Here is a 25550-nt window from a genome sequence, read left to right as displayed (position 1 = left end):
CTAGCATTTTCTATCTACTCTTCTGTGGAGGAGTTGTGTTAACATGATGAGTATTCTTCAAATTGCGGGGGCGAATCATGTACAAGTACTTGTCTTTGGCACATCAATGGTTCGGGCGGCTGCGCTTCAAGAGCAAGGTCATTGCCCTGTTTCTTCCCTTAATCATGTTATCATTGGTTATTCTTGGTGCCGGATCGAGCCAAATCTTCAGCCGCTCCTTGATTGAGCGGACAACCAGCAATGTGATGGACGAATCTCAACTGATTCTGTCTAGAACCGATTACATTTTCAGCAGTGTAGAGACTGCCGCGAATATTATGGTCACGAATATTAACCGTTTGTATGAATCGAATGGCGGGTCTCCGGAATCCACGGTCGAGAAGACGCGTTTTGCGAATCTGATGCAGAGCCGCCTGTCCATAGATGTATCGATCTTCAAGGAGGTAGACGGAGCTGTATTCGTGGATCGCAGCGGGAACATATACTCCTCCTATGACGAGAAAGGGGATGCCGAGCGGATCCGCAAGTTGGTGGTTAGCGGTCAAGAGATGGACAGCTATGGGCGTGCGAGCTGGATCGACATGGAACGCAGAGACATGCTGACACCGGACCCGGCCTCTCCGATTCTGACGCTCCGCAAGACGGTCATTCACATTGACAATGGGGAAGTATACGGGACCTTGTTCCTGCTGGTGAAGGAGGAGCGGTTATCTGCATATCTGAAATCCAGTGATGCATCCACACCGAAAGCCTACTATTTTCTCGATAGGGGCAACCAGGTGGTCGTAGCTGAAGATCATGCGCAGCTGATGCAACCGATTAGCTCCGAGCTGGTGCTGTCCATGCAGTCTTGCGCCGGTCACTCTTCCGCTGCAGCGTGCTCGTTTCAAGAGAACGGTAATCTGATTACGGTAGTCAATTACGACCGGATGAACTGGAAGCTCGTGAATGTTGTGTCCCTGAATTTGCTTATGGCAGATGTACGCAAGAATGTCGGATTAACCGCAGCGATTGGCGTGTTCTGCCTGGTATTTTCCTGGCTTGGTGCGAGCTTTCTGTCCCGAATGGTCGTCAGTCCGCTGGAGCAGCTGACTGGGGCGATGCGAAAGGTAGTGAACGGGGATATACATACCGTAGCGCATGTACGTTCCGAGGATGAGATCGGTACGATTGCCGAGGCCTTTAACTATATGGTTAGACGGGTGCGGGAGCTGCTCGACACAGTCAGGCAGGAGCAGAATCGCAAGCGTGAATTTGAGCTCGCCTTGATGAGCGCACAGATCAAGCCCCATTTTCTATACAACACGCTGGATACCATCTATGCGCTGAATGAGCTGGACCGTCATGATGAAGCGAGAGATACGACCAAGGCGTTGGCTGATTTTTACCGGATGGCCTTGAATAAAGGACGAGAGCTCATCATTCTGGAAAAGGAGACGGAGCTGACGGATGACTATCTGACGATTCTGCAGATCCGCTATCCCGATGTATTTCGTTACGAGATTGACATTCCGTCTGAGCTGGCGGGCACCCCGATTCCGAAGCTGTCGCTTCAGCCTCTGGTGGAGAATGCGATTTATCATGGGTTGAAGGCCAAAGGCATCAAGGGCTTCATCCGTATATCCGCCTTCAGTCAGAACGGCAAGGTCATCATCCGGGTAGAGGATAACGGGGTAGGGATGGAGGCCGCACAGGTAGAGGCTATTATGTCACGGGATTCATCCGAGTCGGTTGCGCGTTCGATCGGTACGTATAGTGTTCAGCAACGGTTGAATTTGTATTTTGGAGAGGAATACGGAATTATGGTGCATAGCGTTCCCGGAGAGGGGACAAGGGTCGAGCTGTCTTTGCCGATGCTGAAAAAGGGAAGTGAGGCATAGCGTGTATAAAGTGATGATTGTTGATGACGAGCCGTTATTTCGTGATTTTCTGCGTCTCAAAATGGACTGGGAACGTCATGGCTTCCAGGTCTGCTGTGAGGCGAGAAATGGACAAGAGGCGCTCCAGGAAGCAGAGAAACACAAGCCTCACCTGGCTCTGGTCGATATTAATATGCCGTTCATGGACGGGATTGAACTGGCGCAGCGGCTCAAGGTTCGGTTCGAGCGGATGGCGATTGTATTCATTTCCGGGCATAACGAGTTTGAATATTTGCAAAAAGCGGTGCGCACAGGCGTTCAGGATTATTTGCTTAAGCCCTTTAATGCAGAAGAGATGAGCGCGATGCTGACACGGATTGGGCCGGATCTGCCGAAGCTGCCGATTGCAGAGAAGCGCGGTGAAGCTGGGGAGTCTATAGAAAGTAATGGTGGTGTCCGGGCTGTAGCGCCCGATCTTGGAAGCCTGCGCGATGCGGTCGTCCTGGGACTGCTCATGAAGGACAGCGAGTGCCTGGAGGAGGTCCGCAGGGCTGTGCAACAGCTCCGAATGCATGAATGGGGAGACGAGTATGCGGATGCGACATTGATGGGGATTTTGTCCCTGGCTCTGACCTTTGCGAGTGAACGGGGCATGGGCTATGATCGGCTATGGGATCACCGGGATGTGATCTCTCCTTATGATCACTTGCGAGGGCTTGGAAGCTGGGAGGCCGCCGAGGAGTGGCTGGTATCGCTATACCATCGCCTGATTCGGTTGATGGAGCAAATCCGCCCGACGAAGGCCTCGAGCCTGTTCGCTGCGGCCATTCATTATATCCAGGAGCACTATTCAGACCCAGACCTGTCTGCAGAGCAGGTATCCGCCGGAGTATTCGTCGACCCCAGCTATCTGCGGCGCGTCTTCCGCAAGGAATCCGGCTTCTCGATCGTGGATCATATTACACATATTCGGATGAAGAAGGCTAAGGAGCTAATGCTGGAGGGCAACCGCAAGCTGTACGAAATCGCGGAGAGCGTCGGCTATAGCGACCCGAATTATTTCAGCAAGTCCTTTAAAAAATGCTTTGGCATGACGCCGACCGAATATGAGCAGATCAAGAAGAGATAGCTGCAAAATGAAACGTCTGGACTTTTACAAAAGCAAGTATGAAAGTAAGCCATAAATTACGATCATAGAGAGCAGCTATTCTTCGTTATTGAAGGATGGCTGCTCTTCCTTTCAAGGCATTTCATGAACGACCTGCCGGGATTTGTCCCGTTTTTTACAGATAGTGCCCGTTTTGTTCCTTAAAGAACCATGTCCGTGTTGATTATACTATAGCTGCACCAATGAAAACGCAGTCAATAGAGAGCTGCACAGGGAGGCCATGAAATGAAAGTACGGAATCACAAACGTTTGAAGGCTGCATTGCTAACGCTTACAATGTCATTGGTTTTGGCTGCTTGCGGAAGCACGGAATCCTCTTCTCCGGAAGCGTCGAATCCATCCGGCGACGGGACAATCAAACTGAAGGTGTATGCGCAGCATTTTGATGATGACACGTCCAAGCCGTTCGATTATGCGGTGGAAAAACTCAAAGAGGAAATGCCGAATGTAGAGATTGAGCTGGAGGCTGCGGTCCAGGATGGCTATCAAAAGCTGAAGACTTATGCGGCAACGGGCAATATGCCTGATATCTATTTTACGGACTGGTCGACGCTGCAGACGATGGCAAAATCCAAAAATGTTGAGCTGCTGGATGACTATGAAGCTACCACGAAATTCAAGCAGAATCTGAATCCGGGCGTAGAATCCCGGCTGGTAGCGCCGGACAATCATGTATACGCTTATCCCGATACGGGAATCGAGTTCCAGATCCTCTATTACAACAAATCGATCTTCGAACAGGTTGGCATCCAGACACCGATCAAGACCATTGATCAGATGGCGGAGGCTGCGCAGAAGCTGAAGGCTGCCGGCTATGTGCCGATGTCCATATTTGCGAAGGAAAAGTGGATTACGACCGCCTTCTACAACGGTCTGGTGACCCGCGAGCAGCCGCAAGGCTTTGGAGCGTTGGGTGAAGAGGGCGTGAAGCAGCTGCCTGAGGCTTTCGTGACTGCCGCTCAGCAGATGAAGAAGCTGCAGCAAGCGGGATTATTCGATGCGAATGCAACGAATACCAACTATGATCAAGCGTCCTCTTTGTTCTATCAAGGCAAAGCCGCCATGTTCGTAAATGGCCAATGGGAGATTTACAGTTCGCAGGAGAAGCTGGGAGATCAGGTGGACTGGATGTATTGGCCGGCCAAGGACGAGGCTACCTATGAGAAATCCAAGTATTTCATCAACGGGGCGGGAGCTCCGCAAGGGTATGCCGTATATCCGGGCAGCAAGAACAAGGATACAGCGGTCGAAGTCGCAGCTTTCTTGGCGGCTAAGTCTGCCGAATACCGTTACACGCAGCTGGGCAGCCCGATCGTTTCGCCTAAGGTTGACCTGCCGATCGCTTCGGATGTTCCTGCCATGATGCAGCGTGTAGCAACCGAGCTTCTGCCGAATGCAGAGAATTACGCACAGCTGTTAAGTAATACGGCGATTACAAATGCCATCAATGACGGCACACAGTTTCTACTGGTGGATAGCTACACGCCAGAGGAATTCATCGAAAGTCTGAATCGTGTGCTGGATAAAGAGAACTAGGAACCCGGCAGCCCTTGGTGATTTTTCATCAAGGGGTGCTCTGATAGACAGAAGGGGTGGAAGAAAAACATGAATAAATATTTGGGTAACAAGACAGCACTGACTCTGTTTTTGCTGCCAGCACTGCTGATATACAGTATTGTTATAATCTATCCCGTACTTCAGACCGTAGTTCGCAGCTTTTATGATTGGGACGGACTGAGCACACCCGAGTTCTTGGGACTCAGCAACTATATCGAGCTGTTCAATGATCCGCTGCTTATGACCTCGCTGAAGAACGGGGGCATTTTCGCCCTTGTGCTCGTTGTCTTCCAGATTGGGCTCGGTACGATCCTTGCTCTGATCTGCGCAGATCCCCGTACTCGTGGTCGAAAATTGTTGAAGACCGCCTACTTTATTCCCGTTGTGCTGTCGGTTACGGTTGTATGCCAGCTATGGATCGCGATGTACGATCCGACCAACGGACTCATTAATCGCCTGTTCACTTTGCTGCATATTCCGTATCAGCAGAACTGGCTCAATTCTCCGACGGAATCCATTATTGCGATTGCCTTCGTCAATGCCTGGCAGTTCATGGGCTACCAATTCGCGCTTCTGTATGCAGGGGTGAAATCCATTCCGGAGGATTACTTCGAGGCGGCCACAATCGACGGCTGCAGCAAATGGAAGGCACATCTTTACGTCACCCTGCCTTTGATGAGAGAGACCTACAAGTTCTGCTTCATCATTGCTATTACTTCAGGGATTGGTGCGTTCGTACAGATGCTGATCATGACCAATGGAGGTCCAGGTACCGTTAACTATACCCTCACCTTCATGATCTATCGCTATGCCTTTATGGAGAGTAATTATGGCTATGCATGCGCTGTATCCGTGGTGCTGGTGCTGCTCTCGCTGCTCGCTACCGTAATCATCAACAAGGTATTTGACCGTGGACAACAAGCCTAATCGCATGAATGCAACTAGACATGTAAAGGAGAACGGAAATGAGTACAACGGCTCTGCGCAAAATCGGACAAGCTGTCCTGCAGCTACCGCTGTGGCTGTACCTGATCGTATCAATCTACCCGCTATTCTGGATGATTTCCTATTCACTGAAGAACAATGATGAGATATTTGTGACCAATCCGTTTGGATTGCCCACCACCTTTCGATTTGAGAACTATATCAACGCCTGGCAGCAATTCAATATCCCGCGGTATTTCATGAACAGCTTCGTGGTATCGACGATCTCCACCTTACTGATTATGCTGCTGGCTCTGATGTTTGCTTTTGCCGTGGCCCGTATGAAATGGCGCTTCAACTCGCTGGCGCGGACGTACATGATTATCGGCATGTTCATGCCGCTGCAGGTCATCATGATTCCCCTTGCGCTGCTGGTACGTGATTTTCACCTGACCAATACCTATGGAGCCTTGATTCTGCCTTATGTAGCTATAGGACTCCCATTCTCTACGATGGTGTTCTATGGCTTCCTGATGGCGATTCCGAAGGAGATTGAAGAAGCGGCTTGTATGGACGGAGCCACCATTTATCGTCTATTTCTCAGTATCATTGTACCGTTGGCACTTCCAGCGATTGCGACCGTGGCTATTTTTCAATTCCTAAATAACTGGAATGAGTTCACGCTTGCCTACATTCTGATCTCGGATGAGAATATGAAGACGCTGCCGCTTGGTCTGTTATTCTTTCAGGGTTCTTACAGTACAGATTGGGGAGCCATGGGAGCTGTCATGACCATTGCATCTCTGCCGATGGTGCTCGTCTATCTCTTCTTGAGTGAGCAGGTCGAGCGTGCGATGACAGTAGGCTCAGCAGTGAAGGGCTAAATAGAGACGATCCACTGATCTGATGACCGACCTTTGGTGCTACTTACGGCTCGATAGCGGAGTATTTGTACCGGAATTTGGATGATGTAGTGCCACTTGAACCTGGAATTAAGAAGGTTTGTTTGGCCCCGCAATGGTCCCTTTGTCTCCCAAGGTTCAGCTTTTATGACGACATCGCAAAGAGAGTGGGAGATTAAGGTAGGGAATGTATAATAGGCATGAATCCTCCTCATTTGACTGGTAATTTATGTATACATTAGAATAGTCATAACCAGTAGGTGGAATTTGAGGTGATCAGCGTGAGTATATTAAGATACAGTTATCCCGCGATGTTAAAAAGAAGCAAAAGCTTGTCTTATCGACAGCAAGTTACTTCAATGACAACGGTACTAATGAATTTTTTGGCAGAGCACAAGTTAATAGTTATAGAACCTTTCCATGAGGATGGCTCGCTCAAAGACGATTTGGTGCTGCGAAGCTCAGATTTAACCGATTTAGGAAATGAATTCTTCAAAGAGGTTTTTCCCAAGTGGTCTGCGTATATTGATCGTGGCGGAGATATTCAGCAAACAACCATTCTTTTAAAGGGATGGAATAAACTGCAAATGTAGTTCTTACCATTATACAAGCGAATAATTGCAACAAAGGACGGCAGAGCTTAGCTCGGCGGTCTTTTTGTTGTTCACCAATCAGAGATATTTCATAATACAAGGTTTACAAAAACTTGTTGTTGTATAATCATGGTAAAACAGATATATAAAAGTGAGGAGCGAGAGAGTTTGCAAAGAAAAATCAAAAGCAACCTTTTTTACCTAGCTGCAGGAATTTATCTAGGAATTGCAGTAGTAGCATTTATTCCATGGATTCAAATGAGCTCGAAAATAACGGCATACACAAGTATTATCGCACTACTAATAACAATCTATGACTCTTCGAAGGTCAGCCTTAAAATAACCTCAACAAAAGGGAATTTACGAAAGCAAAAAGTCCAATATGTATTTATGTTGGTTATGAAGGTATTAATGATCATTTCGCCATTCGCCCTCTTGTTTTGGATTAATTACGAGGATGATGAAGACGTCATAGCAAGAATAAGTAATTATGTAACTTTTGCTGCTATTGGTATCGTTTTTTTTACAAGAGGAATGGAAGTAAAGGAACAAAACGAAAAATGATTGAAACAAAGAATGCTTTGGTAAGGAGAATCATGATCAACAGCAGTTTACTTATAGTCGTCAGATGAAAGGTCTATGACTGCTGCCATGATGAAGCAAAGAGGGGACGAAACAGATCGATATTCTGCTTCGTCCCTTTTGCTTTGTCTTTTTGTCGTATCTCATCATTCACTGATTTATGCTAACGAACTGAGGTGAAGCTATTTGGTGCAATTTCGCCTATTTGAAAATGTAACGAATCTGAGACACGTTATACTTGCTTTTGGGCGTGAATCGGTTGTCATTTCGCGCAATCAATAGGACGATTCGTGCAATGAATTTACAGGCAACAATCTATAAACTGTAAACCAGCTGGCACATTGAATCAGAGAATGCAAACGTTTTCCGATAAGGCGTTTCTGAACCAAATTCCAAACTTTGCAATGCAGGAGCTGTGTCGGATTCGGCAGAGGTAATAACGATGCCTTCGGTTTATTTTTTTGTTAGGGAAGGGGACGATTGAATGTTGAAGGTATTGCTGGTGGATGATGAGATGTTTGTTCGAAAAGGAATGCATGAACTGATTGACTGGCATGGACTCGGCATGGAGATCGCCGGAGAAGCGGAGAACGGTCTCGAAGCACTGGACAGGGCAGAGTGTCTGCAGCCGGATGTAATTATTACCGATATTCGTATGCCTGTTCTGGATGGGTTGGAACTGATTCGCTCCGTGGTGAAGTCACCGAACCTGGAACCCGTATTCATCATTATTAGCGGTTATCACGACTTCAAGTATGCGCAGCAGGCTATTCGGTACGGGGTTCAGGATTATATTCTGAAACCGATCGATGAGGAAGAAATGACAGCAACGCTGCAAAAAGCGGGGAACCTGATCCGTACGAAACGCAAACATGTTTTTTTGCCAGAGGAACAGGCCAGCAGCCTGATGCTGGAGAACATGATCAAAGGCCAGGTGCATAAGGCGGAAGAGCATCGATATGCCGAGATGCTTGGAATAAGTCATCAGGCTAGTTTGATGATTGCGCTGATTGAACCGCAGCAGGGTTTGGAAGTGAGAACAGTGACTCTTCAACAACTTCGCGAATGTCTTCATCCATTGGAGGAGGATGGTTTCAGTATCTTCGTCATGGAGGAGCAGCGCGGCAGATTTGGTCTGATGCTGTTATGGAAGGGACAAATTTCGAAACGTCATGTGGAAGACAAACTGCATGCCATCCACAAGGAACTGAGCGAACATTTACATGCAGATTCGGGTTTCTATGCAGGCACGCTTGTACATGAAATATGCGAAGTCCCGAGGTCTTATGAGGAAGCGTCAGAGGCGGCTAAGCACAAATATGCAGAACAAGGAGGTTTTGTGCGGTATACGGATATCAGGGACAAGTCTCTTTATGTGTTTAATGTGAATCAGGAAGATGTTGACCCCTTAATCCTGAGTCTGGAGGAACGGAACCGCTCTGCGTGCCTTGCGATTGTAAATGACATGTTTGAGCTTTTTTATGCTCGTCGCTTTTCCCCTCAAGCGGTAACCGGCTCTCTGCTGCGCTGTATTACGGGAATATTGGCGGTCGTTCATGAGATGGGTGGAACCGACGCGGGGCTTCAGCGGTTAAAGACATTGGCAGAACAAAGTCATGAGGGTTGGAACTTGCAACTGCTGAAGGAAGCTTTTCTGGCAGCCCTGAAGGAGGCAGAGGGGTACATCGCACAGCTGCGGATGGAGCAATCCAAAGGGGATATCAGCAGGATTAAGCGATATATTGATGCCCATTATACCGAGAACATCAGTCTCAAAAGCATTGCGGCCCTGTTTTATATGAATCCGGTCTACTTGGGCCGTCTGTTTCGCAAAAGCTACGATCAATATTTCAATGAATATTTGCTGAACCTGCGCATCCAGGAGGCGAAAAAGCTGCTTCGCCAAACGGATCTGAGAATGTATGAGGTCGCCGCCCGCGTAGGGTTCCAGAACGCCGATTATTTTGTGACCCAGTTCGAGAAGATCGTCAAGATGTCACCCACAGCCTACCGTAATCTGCTGAAGGAAAATGGACAGCGAGGTGTCCAATGATCCGGTGGAATCTGAATTACATGAAACTTCGGGACAAGCTGCTGCTCATGTATGTGCTGTCTGTTTTTATTCCCATCGTGGTTACCAATGTAGTTTTCTATCAAGTAACCACGGCGAATATCCGCAGTCAGAAAACGCGTGACGCTGGTGTCGCCATGAACAATCTGAGGAATGACCTGCGCGTTACGGTTGATCAGGCAGTGGCCTTATCGTATTCGTTCTATGCCGATCCTGTGTTTAACGATACATTGTCCCGGTCGTTTGGCAGTCATTTTGAATATATTCAGGCCTACAATACATATTTGAAAGGGGAATTTTCAGGACAGCTCAGCCAGGGAATTCGCTGGTACCAGGTATACACCGATAATCCAACCATCTTATCCTCAGGGTACATTGAACGGCTGACGGCGGCTGTGCGCAAAACGAACTGGTATGAGCAATTTCGGGCATACTCTGCCCCTTATCCGGCATTGATTGCCACGGACCAGACACTCAGCCTTGTTCAGCGACTCGATAATCTGGATACGGGAGGTATCGAACAATTGTTGAAAATAGACTTCAATATGGATGTCATCAAGGAACATTTTCGCAACAGTGGTTTTGACGGAAGCGTGTACCTAGTAGATCCGGAAGGGCATATCCGCTTTTCCAATGACCCTGACACGCAGGGAAACCGGATTGGGGAGCTGTACAGCAAGATTCATTTTCCGAACCAAACGATTCGGTTTGAAAGCATCTATTCCGGTATTAACTACCTGGAAGGCTGGTCGCTGCAAGGCGTTATGGATGAAGAGATTGTCCTGCGGGAGGTTCGAAAATCTCGTTCCTCCGTTGTCTGGCTGGCCTGTATTAATTTTGTATTGCCTTCGATCATCATTGCAGCGATGTCCAGATCCATTCATGTCAGACTGGTACGCATTCTGAAACATATGAAAAAAGTAAAAACGCAGAATTTTCAGACCATCCCTCCTGAGAATGCGAGAGACGAGATTGGTCAGCTTACGACGGAATTCAACCGGATGACCGAGACGATTCGCAGCTTGATCGATGAGGTGTACCTGGCGGACATTCAGAAGAAAGATCTGGAACTTAAACAGCAGCAGGCACAGCTTCATGCGCTTCACAGTCAGATTAATCCTCATTTTCTGTTCAATACGCTCGAATCCGTGCGGATGCGGAGCCTGATCAAAGGCGAGAAGGAAACAGCCAAAATCGTACATCATATGGCTAAAATGTTCAGGAAATCGATCAGCTGGAACCAGCAGCATGTGACGGTGAAGGAAGAGCTGGAACTGATCGACAGCTTTTTGCAGATTCAGCAGTATCGTTTTGGCGAAAAGCTTCAGTACCGGATTGAGGCAGCCCCTGCGGTGATTATGGTTCGAATTCCAAAGATGGTTATTCTTCCGTTTGTAGAAAATGCGAGCATTCACGGGATTGAGTCCACGCCGGGTCAAGGTCTGATTCAACTCTCCGTATCCGCAGAAGATGACCATCTTCACATATGCCTCGAAGATAACGGGATCGGCATGTCTTCATCCAGGCTGGAAGAGCTGCTAAAGTATCTGGATCAGAACACGGATATGGGGGAACATGTCGGCATGAAGAATGCATATAGCCGCTTGAGACTGTGTTACGGTGACTGCTTCACGTTCTCCATTCACAGTCGGGAAGGTGAAGGGACACAGATCCGGATCAAGCTGCCGCTGAATGAAAGGTGCATGCGTGGTGACTGAGGGGACAATATACTTTTCTAAGCAGAAGGTACACTTTCATGGGTAACATTGTAAGCGCTATCTTGGTATATTGAGGATGCTTCACGATACGAAGGTCGTCAAAGGGGGGCATCTACCACATGTTTAGAAAGAAATCTTTGTTCACAGGTCTGGTTATCTTGCTCGCATTGACGCTCGCTGGCTGCAACAAAGCCAGTCCGGAGGCAACGTCTCCAGACAGCGAGGACAATACGCCGGTTACGTTCAAGTATTTTACATTTGGCGGGGGAAAGAAGGACATTCTGGCAAGCAGCACCACGATCGGCCAGAAGCTTCAGGAACAAACGGGTGTGGATTGGAAGATGGAGTACCTGGTAGGTGACAGTGCAACCAAGGCAGGTGTCATGATTGCCAGTGGTGATTATCCGGACATTATTGATTCCAGTGGAGAGATGGCGAAGCTGATGGATGCAGGTGCATTTATTCCACTGGATGAGCTGATTGAGCAATACGGACCGAATATCAAGCGTGTATATGGTCCCTACATGGACAAGTTTAGGCAGGAAGATGGTCAGATTTACTTCTTCCCGTACACAGCCAACATCGGATATGTATCAGAACCCAATTTTCAGACGGGATTTTACATTCAGCGTGCGGTGTTGAAAGAGTTCGATTATCCCCAAATCCGCACTCTGGACGAATATTTCGACTTGATTGAGCGTTACAAGCAGAAGTATCCGCAGATGGACGGCAAGGACACGATTGGCTTCGCCACACTTGCAGGTGAACCAAGCAGCTTCTTCACCCTGCAAAATCCGGCCATGCATCTGGCAGGTTACCCGAATGATGGCAGTGTGATGGTGGATATGCAGAGCCATGAAGCGAAACTCGTAGCCGGGTCTGATTATCAGAAACAATGGATTCAGAAGTTGAACGAGGTGAACGCACAAGGCATGTTCGATCCGGAATCCTTTACGATGAACCGGGATCAGTATCTGGCCAAACTGACTTCCGGGCGGGTGCTTGGATATTTCAGTTATTCCTGGCAGGTGGGTGACGCAACAAGCAATCTCAAAAAGGCTGGAATCGATGACAAGCGTTACGTGGCGCTGCCGATCGTGTTCGATGAGACTGTCAAAGACCAGTATATCGATCCGCCGGGCTTTGTGAACAACTATGGTGTAGGCATAACCGTCAAGGCCAAGGACCCAGTACGAATCATCAAGTATTTTGACAATTTGCTCAAGGAAGAAAATCAGATTCTGGTACAGTGGGGCATTCAGGATCAAACGTATAGCGTGAATGAAGAAGGGCGCTTTTATTATGAAAATGACGAGCAGCGCAAATACCATGAAGATCCGGAACTTAGCCAGAAGTTTGGATTCGACTATTTCAACTACAGTTGGCCGCGATACGGCAATAACTCCTTGCTGAAGGACGGGAATGCTTATGGCCCAGGCAATCAGCCCGAAGTGGCTACCTTCAGCTACACGGACGGCGACAAGCTGCTGCTGGAAAAGTATGGCGTAGAGACGTTTGCCGAGCTGTTCAGCACACCGGATGAACGCCCTTGGTCCCCTGCATGGTCCATTGCGTTGGAGCAGGGTTCACCTGAACAGATTTTCATTACGAAGGCAGATGATCTTCAGAAAAAATTCCTGCCCAAAATGATCATGGAATCGCCTACGGCGTTTGAAAATACTTGGAATGATTACATGGGCCAGTTGAATCAATTGGACAAGAAAACGTACGAGGCTACAATTACACAGGCTGTAAAGGACCGGGTAGCAGGAAAGTGGTAATGCATATCGATTGAGATTATACCATTGGAGGGATTGATTCATGTTGAAACCGACTTTGAAAAAGGCAGGCTTGGCTGCAGCGCTGATCGCCCTGCTGGCAGGATGCAGCGCGAACCATTCAACCCCAGCGCCTGCAGCTGCAGGTGAAGAGGATAACAGTCCGGTTACATTCTCCTATTACCTGTTCTCTTCGGGCAAGAAGGACACCTTGGCAAGTGAAACAACGATTGGCAAGGCCTTGCAGGAACAGACGGGCGTGGACTGGAAAATGGAATACCTGGTTGGGGACAGCGCGACCAAGGCCGGCGTCATGATTGCGAGCGGAGACTACCCGGATGTCATCAGCTCCAGCGGAGAGATGTCGAAGCTGCTGGATGCCGGAGCTTACATTCCGCTGGATGATCTGATTGAGGAGTACGGACCGAATATCAAGAAGGTGTATGGACCGTACTTTGACAAAATGAGAAACGCGGAAGACGGAAAAATCTACGCGCTGCCGTATACAGCCAATCAGGGAGAATACTCGGGCAGCCCCAATATAGGCGGGGGAGCTTTCTGGATTCAGCGTTCTGTGCTTAAGGAGTTTGACTATCCGAAGATAACTACGCTGGACGAATACTTCGACCTGATCGAGGACTACAAGGAGAAACATCCTACGGTTGACGGAGCGGAAACGATCGGTTTTGTATCCCTTGCGGGCGTAGCCAACAACTTTTTCACCCTGCAAAATCCGGCCATGCACCTCGCTGGATATCCGAATGACGGCAGCGTTATGGTCGATATGAAGACCCATGAAGCCAAGGTGGTTGCCGGAACCGATGAGCAGAAACGGTGGATCAAGAAGCTGAACGAAATTAACGCCAAAGGCATGCTTGATCCGGAGTCCTTCACGATGAACAAGGACCAATATCTGGCCAAACTGACTTCGGGTCGTGTTCTCGGATATTTTAACTATGGCTGGCAGATCGGGGATGCCTCCAAAAACCTGCTTGCAGCGGGCATTGATGAGAAGCGTTATGCACCTCTTCCGATTGTCTTTGACAAGAGCATCAAGGATCAGTACATTGATCCTCCCGGCTTTGTAAACAACTATGCAACCGGAATTTCGGTTAATGCCAAAGACCCAGTACGTATCATCAAGTATTTTGACAATTTGCTGAAAGAAGAGAATCAGATTTTGGTACAGTGGGGCATCAAGGATGAAACCTACAGCGTGGATGAAAAAGGCCGCTACTATTATGCGAACGATGATCAACGGAAAATGCATGATGATCTGGAGTTGAGCCGCAAATTCGGCTTTACGTATTTCGGTACAGACTGGCCGCGCTATGGCGGTGAATCCACCCTCTCTGATGGAAACGCATACAGTCCGGGGAATCAGCCTGAAGTAGTCGCGGCAACATACACCGAAGGAGATAAGAAATTCCTAGAAGCCTACGGCATCCAGACCTTTAGTGAACTATTCAACAAGCCGGAAGAGCGTCCGTGGTTCCCGGCATGGTCCATTGCACTGGAGCAGGGCTCACCGGAACAGATTTTTACAACGAAATCGGATGATTTGCAGCGTAAATATTTGCCGGAGATGATCCTGGGTACACCAGCGAACTTCGACAATCTGTGGAATGCCTACATGACCGAATTGAACAAGCTGGACAAAGCAGGCTACGAGAAAACCATCACCGAGATTGTCCAAAACCGGATTGCAGGCAAATGGTAAATTGATGGTCAAAACAAACTGTTACGTGCGCTGGAGAAGACGTTGACTACCTGTTAACCAGGCTTTTCCGCGCATGAATAACAGCATGGGAAAGGAGCATCTGCATCGTGGAGAAACCGAATGCATCTCTTCAATCTATGCCGCCGGCTTCCGGCCCGAAGGGAACCATAGCAACCTCTTTTTGGAAACGACTTGTGCAGCAACGAACGCTGGCCTGGATGTGTATTCCTTTTGTCGTCTGGGCGTTTGTCTTCAAGTATTTGCCATTATGGGGCTGGACGATGGCTTTCCAGAACTTCAAGCCGGCCAGAGCATTTACGGATCAGCAGTGGGTGGGATGGAAACATTTTCAGACCCTCTTTGAGGATCATACCTTCTATCGGGTGCTGCGAAATACGCTTGTCATGAGTTCGATCAAACTGGTGCTTGGGTTTGTTACCGCAATTACGCTGGCGCTTTTGTTAAATGAGCTGAAGAATATCATTTTTAAACGTTTTGTGCAAACGGTCAGCTATCTGCCTCACTTTATTTCCTGGGTTGTCGCTTCGAGCATCGTCCTGACCGTATTGTCACCAGACGGCATTATCAATCTGCTGCTCATGAAGCTTCACCTGATCGACAGTCCGGTGTTGTGGATGGGGAAAGGGGAGTATTTCTGGGGCATACTGGGCGCTACCGAGGTGTGGAAAGACGTTGGCTGGAACACCATCATCTATCTGGCGGCAATCACGGCGATTGATCCTGCCCAGTATGAGGCTGCGGAGATTGACGGAGCCAGCCGGTTCAAACGCATGCTGTATATTACGCTGCCAGGCTTGAAGCCGGTTATCGTTATTTTGCTCATTATGAATATGGGCAGCATCCTGGAATCCGGATTTGAACCTCAATACTTGCTGGGCAACGGAATGAATATGGATTATTCAGAAAACCTGGATATCTTTGTACTGAAGTATGGTCTCGGAATGGGGAACTTCTCCTTGGGTACAGCGGCAGGTATTTTCAAGACCGTGGTCAGCTTCATCTTCCTCTTCACCGCCAACTACATTGCGAAAAAAATGGGAGAAAGCAGATTATTCTAAGAGGAGGCCTAGACCATGCCAAAAGCAAAATCATCCCGCTTGCGGAACAGCAGCGCCGGGGACCGGGCGTTTGATGCATTTAATATCATATTTATGGTCTGTTTGATGATTGTCACGATCTACCCTTTTCTCAATATGATAGCCGTTTCCCTCAATGACGCCAACGACGCCATTCGCGGGGGGATCTATCTGTGGCCCCGTGTGTGGACACTGGATAATTACAAATATATCTTTGGGGAATCCGACATCTACCATGCCACGCTGATCTCGGCGCTTCGTACGATCATCGGGACGATCGTGTCCGTTTTCTGTACCGCCATGCTTGCCTATACGCTCAGTCGGCAGGAATTTGTGCTTCGCAAGTTTGTGACCATGTTCTTTGTATTTACGATGTACTTCAGCGGAGGGCTGATTCCAGGGTATCTGTTGATTCGTGATCTCGGACTGATTGGCTCCTTCTGGGTCTATATCATTCCCGGGGTGATTGGAGTGTTCAACATGATCGTGATCCGCTCGTTTATCGAAGGGTTGCCTGAGGGCATTCTCGAGTCAGCCCGCATTGACGGGGCAGGGGAGTTTACGACATTCATCCGTGTTGTCCTTCCCTTAACCATTCCGGCAATGGCAACGGTATCACTCTTTGTGGCTGTAGGTCAGTGGAATTCCTGGTTCGACGTATTTCTGTACAATTCATCCAACAAGGAACTCAGCACCCTGCAATATGAATTAATGAAGATTTTGCAGACATCGACGACTGCGGCAACCTCATCGGCAAGTGATGCATACCAGTCGGCCGAGAACAGCGGGGTTGCTGTTACGCCGACTTCCATTCGGGCCACCATGACCATCATAGCCAGCGTTCCGATTCTGATGGTGTACCCGTTCCTCCAGAAATACTTCGTACAGGGGATGACGATTGGAGGTGTGAAGGGGTAAGCATTGAATTCGTACAAATCATGAACGTCGGGAGATGAGAATGCGTGAATACTTTCATGAAAAAATCGTTCTGTACCGTACTGGCTGTGGCGACAGCTTTGCCCTTGTTTTTTGTGCCCGCGGCTTCCAAAGTGATGGCAGCTAACGATGTCGTCATTAATGTCTCTTCGCAAAAACAGGTTATTCGTGGTTTTGGCGGAATGACACATTCGGGCTGGATTGGTGATTTGACCGCAGCAGAAAGAGAAACGGCTTTTGGCAATGGTGCGAATCAGCTGGGCTTCTCTGTGCTGCGTATCCCGATCGACGAAAACAAAAACAATTGGCAGCGGGAAGTGGAAACGGCCAAAAAAGCGATTGAACACGGGGCGATTGTATTCGCCTCTCCGTGGAATCCGCCGAGTGACTTGACGGAAACCTTCACGCTTGGCATGACTTCGGGCAACGGTTCGACGTATGAAGCCGAATCAACGACAACGTTGACCGGAGCAGCGGTAGCGAATTCATTTTCAGGTTATACGGGAACGGGTTATGTTCATTTTCAAAATGCGAGCGGCTCGGCTGTTCTGTGGAATACAATCCTGATTGGCAGCACAGGCACCAAAAACGTAAAGATTCGTTATTCGCTTCCGTCAGGGACGAGTAATCTGGATGTATATGTGAACGGTACATTAGAACTTAGCAATGTTCCTTTTGAAGCCACGGGCAGTGGGGATACGTGGAAGGAAAAATCGATTCAGGTTCCGATGGTCAATGGAACGAGTACCTTAAAGCTGGTGTCCACGGGAACAGGAGGACCGAACATCGACAATATCAATGTGACGGCTTATGTTCAGGACACACAGGCCAAACGGCTCAAATACGACAAGTATGATGCCTACGCACAGTATTTGAATGAGTTCGATATGTTTATGAAAAATAACGGCGTGAACCTGTATGCCATTTCCGTCCAGAACGAGCCGGATTACGCCCATGACTGGACCTGGTGGTCTCCGGAGGAGATGCTGCGATTCATGAAAGAAAATGCAGGCTCGATCAACAACAGGGTCATTGCGCCGGAGTCCTTCTCCTATGTGAAACAAATGTCGGATCCGATTTTAAATGATCCACAAGCGCTCGCCAATCTCGATATTCTCGGAGCACATACGTATGGCACACAATACAGTGATTTTCCATATCCATTGTACGAGCAAAAGGGTGCAGGCAAGGAGCTATGGATGACCGAAGTCTACTATCCAAACAGCGAAACCGACTCGGCAGATCGCTGGCCGGAGGCGTTGGGTGTTGCGGAGCACATGTATAACGCCATGGTTGAAGGGAACTTCCAGGCTTATGTATGGTGGTACATTCGCAGACATTATGGTCCGATCAAGGAAGACGGAACCATTAGCAAACGCGGCTACAGTATGGCTCATTACTCCAAATTCATCCGTCCTGGAGACGTCAGGGTAGATGCAACCAAAAATCCGGCGAACGGCGTGTATGTCTCGGCGTACAAGGGAGACAACAACAAGATCGTCATTGTCGCTATTAACAAAAATACATCGGGCGTGAATCAGCGATTCAAGGTGAAAAATGTAAAGGGATCCGCCGTATCCTCCTGGATCACGGATAGCACGCGCAATCTGGCGGCAGGCTCCTCACTCCAGATATCCGGCAATGGATTTACGGCAAACCTTCCAGCCCAGAGCGTAACGACATTTGTCATTCAGCCTTAATAATCATATGGAGTGAATGTACTTGAACAAGCTGCCTACAGGCAGCTTGTTTGGCTTTTATGGTATAGCGGAGTACTCAGGGCTTCACGATACGATATGTTATTCTGCACATTTGTCTTACATTATGTTGTCTAACAAGACTCTAATTTATATAATATTTATGGATATAGTGCAAGTAGATTGTGCAAGTAGAGCTGAAAGAGGGAGATGATTACAATACAATTCAATCGCGTATCCAGCAACAAACTGTACATTCAGATTTATGATCAGATTCTTTCCGAAATACAATCCGGTACGTTTCAAATCGGAGACAAGCTTCCAACGGAACGTGAATTGTGTGCGCAATTTGGAGTAAGCCGTGCTCCTATAAGACAAGCACTGAGTGCATTGGAGATGAAAGGGTACATTTATTCCAGACAAGGTGAAGGTGTCTACGTCAAAAGCATTGTCGCACAGGATGAGTCGCTTACCGACGAATCGTTAATAAACTCGGTGTCTCCAGAGGACATTGTCGAAGCGAGAATGAGCATTGAACCGCTCATTGCCAGAATGGCGGCTCAAAGGGCTACCAAAGAAGAAATCCTTCTTCTTCGAGAAACGATCAAACAGATGGAGTCCGAAACTTCGAAAGGACACTATGTGCCTGAAACCGATGAACGATTGCATATGGAAATTGCTCGAGCTTCACACAATGATCTTTATATTCAGTTTATGACTGTGATTACCCAAGCAATGAAACAGCAGGAAATGTGGAGATTTATTCGGGATCGGACAGTAACCCGTCCGGACTATAGAGACACTAATTTTAAAGAGCACCAGGAAATCATTAATGCTATTGAGCAAAAAGAAGAGGATACCGCTGCCAGGCTGATGATGGAGCATATGCAAAATCTTTATGATCGTTATTGGAAAGATTAACAAAAATCCCTATGCATAAGGTAAAGGCATAGGGATTTTTGTTATGCTTATTCTTTAAAAATTTTATAATCAGTTATTGACAATTAAAAATGAACTTGTTATATTCTAGACAAGTTAACTTAGGATACAAGTTTACAAGATTACAAATCAATTGGAGGTGAAGCAAATTAACTATTGGAAACTCTGCAACGGAAGATATGGTATCCATTTTCGAACCAAATTGTAAGCGTTTAAATCAAAAATGGATTCGTATTAATTAATGGGAGGATTTTCTTATGGATCTACTTCAGCTTGAGAAATCTACAGTTCGTAAAGTAACGATGCGATTGATCCCTTTTTTGTTTTTATGTTTCGCAATTTCGATTCTGGACCGGGTAAACATCGGCTTTGCTGCCTTGCGAATGAATGAAGAACTCGGTTTTTCCGAGGCGGTGTACGGTTTCGGTGCAGGAATTTTCTTTCTGGGGTACTTCTTGTTGGAGGTTCCAGGCAGCGCGATGATGTCCAAGATTGGTGCAAGGCGCTGGATCAGCCGGATCATGATTACATGGGGAATCATGGCGGTCGTCATGGCGTTCATTCAGACCCCGATCCAGTTTTATATCGTTCGCTTCTTGCTCGGCGTTGCCGAAGCCAGCTTTTATCCGTGTATGGTTCATTATCTTAGTGGATTCTATCAATCCAAACATCACGCGAAAGCCATTGCCGGTTTCATGATCGCCATTCCGGCCGCAAACGCAATCGGTTCCCCGTTATCGACGTTCCTTTTGCAGATTGAATGGTTTGGACTTTCCGGTTGGCAGTGGCTATTTATTTTGGAAGCGGTTCCGGCAGTGATTCTGGGCATCATTTGTTATTACTACCTGACGGATCGCATTGAAGACGCCAAGTGGCTGACCGGTGATGAGAAAACTTGGCTGCTGGATGTGACCCGCAAAGAGGCGCTGGAGAAGCAAAAAGTGAAAAAACCGACGTTTCTTGAAGTGTTGCGGGACAAAGATGTTCTTATTTTGGCGATCGGCTACTTCTTCTGGATGTTCGGATATTACGGCATTAATATGTTCCTGCCAACCATTTCAAGAGGACTAACCGAAACGACGGGATGGAGTCTGCAAAGCATCGGCTGGTTGCTAGGCTGCATGTATCTTTGTGCCATGGTTGTCATGTATTTGGTGGGAAAAAGCTCGGACAAAAAGAATGAGCGAAAGTTTCACGTTGCCGGCTGCCTGACGATAAGTGCCATTGCAATGATAGCCAGCTTGTACGTGTCGGAATTCAGCCTAGTCGGTTCGTTTGCACTTCTAACGGTTAGCCTTTGCGGAGCATTCGGCGCATACTCTCCGTTCTGGGCAATCCCGCCATCTTTCTTAACGGGAGCAGCCGCTGGCGGAGCGATCGCTTTGATCAACAGTATCGGAAACCTTGGCGGGTTTTTCGGGCCATACTTCGTTGGATTTGTGAATGACATGACAGGCAGTCATAATCTCGGTTTGACTGTGCTGGGAATCAGCATGATTGTAAGCGCTGCAATTATCATCTTCTTGGTGAAGCAAACGGGCAAAAGCCATAAAATCCATTCAACATCGTTGGATCGTGCAAGCTCGAGTAAGGTCGGCTAATGTTTTTAAAAAATGAGTATAAGAAAGGATCTAAATACTCGTTTTTTTTACAATAACTTAGGATACAAGTAGACAACATGACAAATCGGTATATAATCATAAAATGAGGTGAGCACAATGACAAAATTTAAGGTCGACGAGCTTAAACAAAAAGCAATCGAACTGAGACAAACTGCACTTACGATGATTTACGAGGCTCAATCCGGGCATCCGGGCGGATCGTTGTCTGCTGCGGATATCGTAACCGCGCTGTATTTCAACGAAATGAATATTGACCCACTGAATCCGAAATGGGAGGACCGTGATCGTTTTGTATTATCGAAAGGGCATGTGTGTCCAATCCAGTATGCTGCCTTGCTTCATCGAGGGTTCGTTCCCTTCGAAAACGTGCATACGCTTCGTAAGTATGGATCGCCGTTCCAGGGACATCCCGATATGAAAAAATGTCCAGGAATTGATATTTCGACAGGTTCTTTAGGTCAAGGCCTCTCCTGCGCGGTAGGCATGGCGATCGCGGGCAAAAGGGACGGCAAATCATACCGGGTGTTCGCGATGCTCGGCGACGGGGAGTGTCAGGAAGGGCAGATCTGGGAAGCGGCGCAAACGGCGAACAAATATCAGTTGGATAACCTGATCGTTTTTGTGGACGACAACAATCTTCAAATCGACGGAACTTGCGACGAGATTATGCCGAATTTGGACCTGGAGCAAAAATTTAAAGCATTTGGTTTCGATACGAGAAGAATCGACGGACATGACATGGGACTGATCGTAGATACGTTGGACGAAATAAGGGATCTCAAGCATGGGAAACCGATTTGTATCGTCTGCAACACGGTCAAAGGAAGAGGCGTTTCGTTCATGGAGGACGTATGCGGCTGGCATGGCGCCGCCCCGAAGGAAGCCGAGTATAAGCAAGCCATGGAAGAACTTGCGGGAGGGCTAAAATGATGAGTACACCAAAAAGTGAAGCAACCGTTAAGAAAATTGCGACTCGTGACGCATTTGGACATGAAATTTTGGAACTTGGCAAACAAAACAAAAATATTTACGTTGTGGACATCGACATCGGCAAATCGTGCAAAACGACGGAGTTTGCCAACCAACTTCCGAATCAGCATATTAACGTTGGGATTGCCGAGCAAAATGCGGCAGGCCTTGCAGCCGGGCTGGCGACCACCGGCAAAATTCCTTTTATTAGTACGTATGCGGTGTTTGGTTCGCTGCGCATGGCGGAACAGATTCGACAAGAGGTATGCTATCCACACTTGAATGTAAAAATCGCCTGCTCCCATGGCGGTTTGACCCCAGCCAACGACGGAGGAAGCCATCAAGCGATTGAGGACATGGGCGTCCTTCGCACCATACCGAACATGACGGTTATTATGGGCGCGGACTATGCTTCCACCCGCAAGTTGGTTGCTAAGGCCGCGGAACACTATGGACCGGTTTACCTCCGTTTTACGCGTGATACCATTCCGGTCATCTACGGCGAGGACGATGAATTCGAGATCGGAAAAGCAAAAAGACTGAAAGACGGAAATGATATCGCCATCATTGCAAACGGCGATACGGTCCATTTGGCTTTGGAAGCATCGGAAATTCTCGAACAATCCGGCGTGTCCGTAAAATTGCTTGACATGCATACAATTAAACCGCTTGATCGCGAAGCCGTGGTGGACTGCTTGCGTACCGGACGGATTATTACGGTGGAAGACCACAACATTCTAAACGGGCTAGGCAGCGCCGTGAGCGAAGTGGTCGCCGAGGAAGGAGGCGCCATCGTCCGCAGAATCGGTGTACAGGATAAGTTTGGGGAGTCTGCTCCTTATGAGAAGCTTCTTGAAATGAACGGGATTACGGTGGAGAACATTGTGCACACGGCGCAATCCCTGGTGAAAAACAACCGATAAGCGACCCATGCCGGATCCATCGAACCCAGCGGGTTTGAATCATAAAATTAAAAGGAGTGTTAGTTTCATGTTTGAATTGAATAACAGAGTAGCAATCGTCACAGGAAGCGGTTCAAAACGGGGAATCGGTCGCACGATCGCTTTGACATTGGCCAAGCAAGGCGCGAAGCTGGTCATCGCGGATATCAATCAAGAAGGAATTCAGGAGACGGTGGACGCAATCCGTGCCCAAGGCGGGGAAGCCATCGGCATCGAACTGAATGTAACCAGCGAGGAATCGAACCGGGCCATGGTGGAGCAAGTAATCCGGCATTTCGGTAGAATTGACATTCTAGTGAACAATGCGGGAATTTCCCAAAAAACAACCGTTGAAGAAATGACGCTGGAAGACATCACACGCGTATTCAACGTAAACATGTTCGGTTTGTTCCTGTGCACCCAGGCGGTGCTGGGGCAGATGAAAAAACAGGGATATGGCCGGATCATCAGCTTGTCGTCCGTATCCGCGAAACGTGGTGGCGGCGTCTTCGGTGGGGCCCATTACTCGGCTTCGAAGGCAGCGGTGCTTGGATTCTCTAAAAACCTCGCCCGCGAGGTGGCTGCGAACGGCATTACGGTGAACTGCATCGCACCAGGGCTTGTGAATACCGACATTTGGAAATCGCTTGATGAGGATACGGCGAAAGAAGTCATCGCAAGCATTCCAATGGGACGTCCGGGAGAAACCGAAGAAATTGCGTCGGCCATCGCTTTCCTGGCCTCAAGTCAGGCGTCCTATATTACAGGAGAGGAAATCGATATTAACGGTGGCTCGCATATGGATTGAAAGACTGGCTTATGATATACAAGGTCTTAAGATGGCTTAAGGAAGTTTAACGTAGGGGAAACAATAGCACAGTAAAAGCAAAAAAGCAGCCGATCGATGTGGTCGGCTGCTTTTGTTCAAGGATCTGGCAGGAACGTTGAGCACCCACGCAGAATAACTTGAATTGAGCCTATGCTCCAAACAGCTCCACTATATCTTTTCCAGGAGGCGGGGATGCTTCAAAAACTAGGATATGATCGTGAAGTTCCATTGCAATTTAACCAGAAACGAGTCTGTGGTTTGTGGCTGACCATCATCGGAACCGTCATCATTGTATCAACGTTATTTGGAGGAGAATACTATTTAAATCCTTTCATTTTTATGACCGGATACTTTATTGGTTTCTATATTTCATTTTTAAATTCGAGTGTCCATCGAAGATTATCTCAGGGGCCAAGCGCATCTTTTCAGGATCGGGTGGGGAATATTGGGGTGATCGCTCTTTTTATTCTCATATTTTTGATCGCAGGTCCGTTTTTTCCAAGCCTGGATTGGCGGATGATCTGGCTCGGGGCACTTCTTGCAACGGGGATTCATTTCTTTATATTTTATTACGTTCACGGAAAGTCCATGATTATCCTTGGAACGGTTTGTACAGTAATTGCTATAGTTGGGATGCTGCTTCAGCCCGTACCCTTCCTTTATTTCGGAATTCTTGATGGAGCTACCAAACTAGGAGTTGGACTATATCTATTGTTCTATTCCAAGCCTTCGGTTAGTGTGGAGCACAAATCCCTGGGAGCATAATTAAAGCCTAACTATAAAGTGAATGCGTAAATGAAGAATGATGTTGCTAATGGGAAAAGACAGTTGATAACGTACATCAGGAGCAGGCCCTAAAGTGGCCTGCTCTTCTTTCGTCTTGCGAATCCGACCTGGCAACATCACTAATCTGGAGGTTTAATTTCTTAATAGCTGTATGACAAATGGACCAGCAATGTTCTATAGGCTTCTCTCCAATAAGGTTCCAACTTGTTTGGCCATGATTTGCGGGGGATACGGCATTTCATTTCGAATCCACCATTCAATGATTCCTACATAAGCGGTACCCGCATATTGCAACATAACATCTTCAATTAAATCCACATTTTTTCCGCTTTCTCGATCAATCTCTCCTTTGAATCCTTCCATAACATAATTTTGAAGCCGAGTTCTAAAAGAAGGGGCTCCTTTACTCGCTAACATGGTCGAAAAAAATAAATAGTTTTTCTCAAAGTACTCAAAAAAAGGTACAAGCCCATTGCTCCAATCCAGCTTACATGCCCAATCATCCATCTCGCTTAGTTCATTCATATGTGACTCGATCAGTTTATCCAACAAATCATATTTGTCCTGATAATGAAGGTAAATGGTTCCGCGGTTAAGGTCAGCCTGATCTGCAATATCCTGAATAGTAATATCATCGAAGTTTTTTTCCCTCATTAATTCAATAACAGCTTTTTTCAAGGCTTCCTGCGTTTTAGCAATTCTCCGATCCATCTTTACCATCCTATATTTCACCAAACTTTCTTAGATAATTAACATTTTTGATTGCTGTGTTGAGATATCAACAGACTTCGTTATTTTAACCATTGAATGTATCTTTCTTACCCATATAATAATAGACATGAGTTGATTAAACAACCTTCTT

The 25550-nt window shown here is 47.5% G+C and carries 21 protein-coding genes and 1 pseudogene; 21 read left to right on the top strand and 1 reads right to left on the bottom strand.

Annotated elements, in window-relative coordinates:
- The first annotated feature begins 77 nt into the window (after positions 1–77).
- The 21 genes and pseudogenes from SNR34_RS17125 to SNR34_RS17025 all read left to right on the top strand — a co-directional run bounded on the left by SNR34_RS17125 (position 78) and on the right by SNR34_RS17025 (position 24667).
- Entirely contained in the window at positions 78–1880 is a 1803-nt protein-coding gene (locus SNR34_RS17125) for a sensor histidine kinase (RefSeq protein ID WP_486179712.1), read from the top strand.
- 1 nt (position 1881) lies between these two features.
- Complete coding sequence (locus tag SNR34_RS17120) at positions 1882–2988, top strand: response regulator transcription factor (protein WP_486179711.1); 1107 nt, start codon at positions 1882–1884, stop codon at positions 2986–2988.
- A 264-nt stretch (positions 2989–3252) separates the two neighbouring features.
- Positions 3253–4563, top strand: coding sequence for an ABC transporter substrate-binding protein (locus SNR34_RS17115; protein ID WP_486179710.1), 1311 nt, complete (start codon positions 3253–3255; stop codon positions 4561–4563).
- Positions 4564–4632: 69 nt separating this feature from the next.
- Entirely contained in the window at positions 4633–5511 is an 879-nt protein-coding gene (locus tag SNR34_RS17110) for a carbohydrate ABC transporter permease (RefSeq protein ID WP_486179709.1), read from the top strand.
- Positions 5512–5549: 38 nt separating this feature from the next.
- Entirely contained in the window at positions 5550–6392 is an 843-nt protein-coding gene (locus SNR34_RS17105; RefSeq protein WP_236412646.1) for a carbohydrate ABC transporter permease, read from the top strand.
- A 329-nt stretch (positions 6393–6721) separates the two neighbouring features.
- On the top strand, positions 6722–7003 hold the full coding sequence (locus SNR34_RS17100) for a hypothetical protein (protein WP_486179708.1): 282 nt from the start codon (positions 6722–6724) through the stop codon (positions 7001–7003).
- Positions 7004–7132: 129 nt separating this feature from the next.
- Entirely contained in the window at positions 7133–7567 is a 435-nt protein-coding gene (locus SNR34_RS17095; protein ID WP_486179707.1) for a hypothetical protein, read from the top strand.
- 502 nt (positions 7568–8069) lie between these two features.
- Complete coding sequence (locus tag SNR34_RS17090) at positions 8070–9638, top strand: response regulator (protein WP_486179706.1); 1569 nt, start codon at positions 8070–8072, stop codon at positions 9636–9638.
- Positions 9635–11374 (top strand): sensor histidine kinase, encoded by a 1740-nt coding sequence (locus SNR34_RS17085; protein ID WP_236412652.1) that lies wholly within the window; start codon positions 9635–9637, stop codon positions 11372–11374. Before SNR34_RS17090 ends, SNR34_RS17085 begins: the two co-directional genes overlap by 4 nt.
- Positions 11375–11493: 119 nt before the next feature.
- Entirely contained in the window at positions 11494–13155 is a 1662-nt protein-coding gene (locus tag SNR34_RS17080; protein WP_339272397.1) for an ABC transporter substrate-binding protein, read from the top strand.
- A 40-nt stretch (positions 13156–13195) separates the two neighbouring features.
- A complete protein-coding gene (locus tag SNR34_RS17075; RefSeq protein ID WP_486179705.1) occupies positions 13196–14872 on the top strand; it encodes an ABC transporter substrate-binding protein in 1677 nt (558 codons plus the stop codon).
- Positions 14873–15009: 137 nt separating this feature from the next.
- On the top strand, positions 15010–15951 hold the full coding sequence (locus tag SNR34_RS17070; protein WP_339278414.1) for an ABC transporter permease: 942 nt from the start codon (positions 15010–15012) through the stop codon (positions 15949–15951).
- A 15-nt stretch (positions 15952–15966) separates the two neighbouring features.
- Positions 15967–16887 (top strand): carbohydrate ABC transporter permease, encoded by a 921-nt coding sequence (locus tag SNR34_RS17065; protein ID WP_236412656.1) that lies wholly within the window; start codon positions 15967–15969, stop codon positions 16885–16887.
- 56 nt (positions 16888–16943) lie between these two features.
- Positions 16944–17309 (top strand): annotated as a pseudogene (locus tag SNR34_RS17060) (carbohydrate-binding protein); the annotation flags it as partial.
- A gap of 9 nt (positions 17310–17318) precedes the next feature.
- Entirely contained in the window at positions 17319–18605 is a 1287-nt protein-coding gene (locus tag SNR34_RS17055; protein WP_486182476.1) for a carbohydrate-binding protein, read from the top strand.
- A 207-nt stretch (positions 18606–18812) separates the two neighbouring features.
- Entirely contained in the window at positions 18813–19523 is a 711-nt protein-coding gene (locus SNR34_RS17050; protein ID WP_486179704.1) for a FadR/GntR family transcriptional regulator, read from the top strand.
- 275 nt (positions 19524–19798) lie between these two features.
- Positions 19799–21142: an MFS transporter gene (locus SNR34_RS17045; RefSeq protein ID WP_486179703.1), complete on the top strand. Its 1344-nt coding sequence runs from the start codon at positions 19799–19801 to the stop codon at positions 21140–21142.
- Positions 21143–21259: 117 nt separating this feature from the next.
- Positions 21260–22093, top strand: coding sequence for a transketolase (locus SNR34_RS17040; protein ID WP_236412662.1), 834 nt, complete (start codon positions 21260–21262; stop codon positions 22091–22093).
- Positions 22093–23055 carry a transketolase family protein gene (locus SNR34_RS17035; RefSeq protein WP_236412960.1) on the top strand — a complete coding sequence of 321 codons (963 nt, stop codon included), beginning with the start codon at positions 22093–22095 and terminating at the stop codon, positions 23053–23055. The genes SNR34_RS17040 and SNR34_RS17035 overlap by 1 nt, the downstream gene beginning before the upstream one ends.
- 67 nt (positions 23056–23122) lie before the next feature.
- The gene (locus SNR34_RS17030; protein WP_236412664.1) at positions 23123–23881 is read left to right on the top strand and encodes an SDR family NAD(P)-dependent oxidoreductase; all 759 of its coding nucleotides are present in this window, start codon (positions 23123–23125) and stop codon (positions 23879–23881) included.
- Between the two features lie 213 nt (positions 23882–24094).
- Positions 24095–24667: a DUF6609 family protein gene (locus tag SNR34_RS17025; RefSeq protein ID WP_486179702.1), complete on the top strand. Its 573-nt coding sequence runs from the start codon at positions 24095–24097 to the stop codon at positions 24665–24667.
- Positions 24668–24862: 195 nt separating this feature from the next.
- Here the strand turns inward: SNR34_RS17025 and SNR34_RS17020 are convergent, their stop codons facing one another.
- A complete protein-coding gene (locus SNR34_RS17020; RefSeq protein WP_339272385.1) occupies positions 24863–25408 on the bottom strand; it encodes a TetR/AcrR family transcriptional regulator in 546 nt (181 codons plus the stop codon).
- Between the last annotated feature and the right edge of the window lie 142 nt (positions 25409–25550).

It is taken from the genome of Paenibacillus sp. XP01 (assembly GCF_057364885.1).
Note: the sequence above shows the minus strand (reverse complement) of the source record. Positions and strands in the feature narration are given on the sequence as shown.

Excerpts from the sequence above, each read along its gene's own strand:
- SNR34_RS17125 (WP_486179712.1), top strand. The coding sequence starts at position 78 with ATGTACAAGTACTTGTCTTTGGCACATCAATGGTTCGGGCGGCTGCGC.
- SNR34_RS17115 (WP_486179710.1), top strand. The coding sequence starts at position 3,253 with ATGAAAGTACGGAATCACAAACGTTTGAAGGCTGCATTGCTAACGCTT.
- SNR34_RS17110 (WP_486179709.1), top strand. The coding sequence starts at position 4,633 with ATGAATAAATATTTGGGTAACAAGACAGCACTGACTCTGTTTTTGCTG.
- SNR34_RS17105 (WP_236412646.1), top strand. The coding sequence starts at position 5,550 with ATGAGTACAACGGCTCTGCGCAAAATCGGACAAGCTGTCCTGCAGCTA.
- SNR34_RS17100 (WP_486179708.1), top strand. The coding sequence starts at position 6,722 with ATGTTAAAAAGAAGCAAAAGCTTGTCTTATCGACAGCAAGTTACTTCA.
- SNR34_RS17095 (WP_486179707.1), top strand. The coding sequence starts at position 7,133 with ATGGTAAAACAGATATATAAAAGTGAGGAGCGAGAGAGTTTGCAAAGA.
- SNR34_RS17090 (WP_486179706.1), top strand. The coding sequence starts at position 8,070 with ATGTTGAAGGTATTGCTGGTGGATGATGAGATGTTTGTTCGAAAAGGA.
- SNR34_RS17085 (WP_236412652.1), top strand. The coding sequence starts at position 9,635 with ATGATCCGGTGGAATCTGAATTACATGAAACTTCGGGACAAGCTGCTG.
- SNR34_RS17080 (WP_339272397.1), top strand. The coding sequence starts at position 11,494 with ATGTTTAGAAAGAAATCTTTGTTCACAGGTCTGGTTATCTTGCTCGCA.
- SNR34_RS17075 (WP_486179705.1), top strand. The coding sequence starts at position 13,196 with ATGTTGAAACCGACTTTGAAAAAGGCAGGCTTGGCTGCAGCGCTGATC.
- SNR34_RS17070 (WP_339278414.1), top strand. The coding sequence starts at position 15,010 with ATGCCGCCGGCTTCCGGCCCGAAGGGAACCATAGCAACCTCTTTTTGG.
- SNR34_RS17065 (WP_236412656.1), top strand. The coding sequence starts at position 15,967 with ATGCCAAAAGCAAAATCATCCCGCTTGCGGAACAGCAGCGCCGGGGAC.
- SNR34_RS17055 (WP_486182476.1), top strand. The coding sequence starts at position 17,319 with ATGACTTCGGGCAACGGTTCGACGTATGAAGCCGAATCAACGACAACG.
- SNR34_RS17050 (WP_486179704.1), top strand. The coding sequence starts at position 18,813 with ATGATTACAATACAATTCAATCGCGTATCCAGCAACAAACTGTACATT.
- SNR34_RS17045 (WP_486179703.1), top strand. The coding sequence starts at position 19,799 with ATGGATCTACTTCAGCTTGAGAAATCTACAGTTCGTAAAGTAACGATG.
- SNR34_RS17040 (WP_236412662.1), top strand. The coding sequence starts at position 21,260 with ATGACAAAATTTAAGGTCGACGAGCTTAAACAAAAAGCAATCGAACTG.
- SNR34_RS17035 (WP_236412960.1), top strand. The coding sequence starts at position 22,093 with ATGAGTACACCAAAAAGTGAAGCAACCGTTAAGAAAATTGCGACTCGT.
- SNR34_RS17030 (WP_236412664.1), top strand. The coding sequence starts at position 23,123 with ATGTTTGAATTGAATAACAGAGTAGCAATCGTCACAGGAAGCGGTTCA.
- SNR34_RS17025 (WP_486179702.1), top strand. The coding sequence starts at position 24,095 with ATGCTTCAAAAACTAGGATATGATCGTGAAGTTCCATTGCAATTTAAC.
- SNR34_RS17020 (WP_339272385.1), bottom strand. The coding sequence starts at position 25,408 with ATGGTAAAGATGGATCGGAGAATTGCTAAAACGCAGGAAGCCTTGAAA.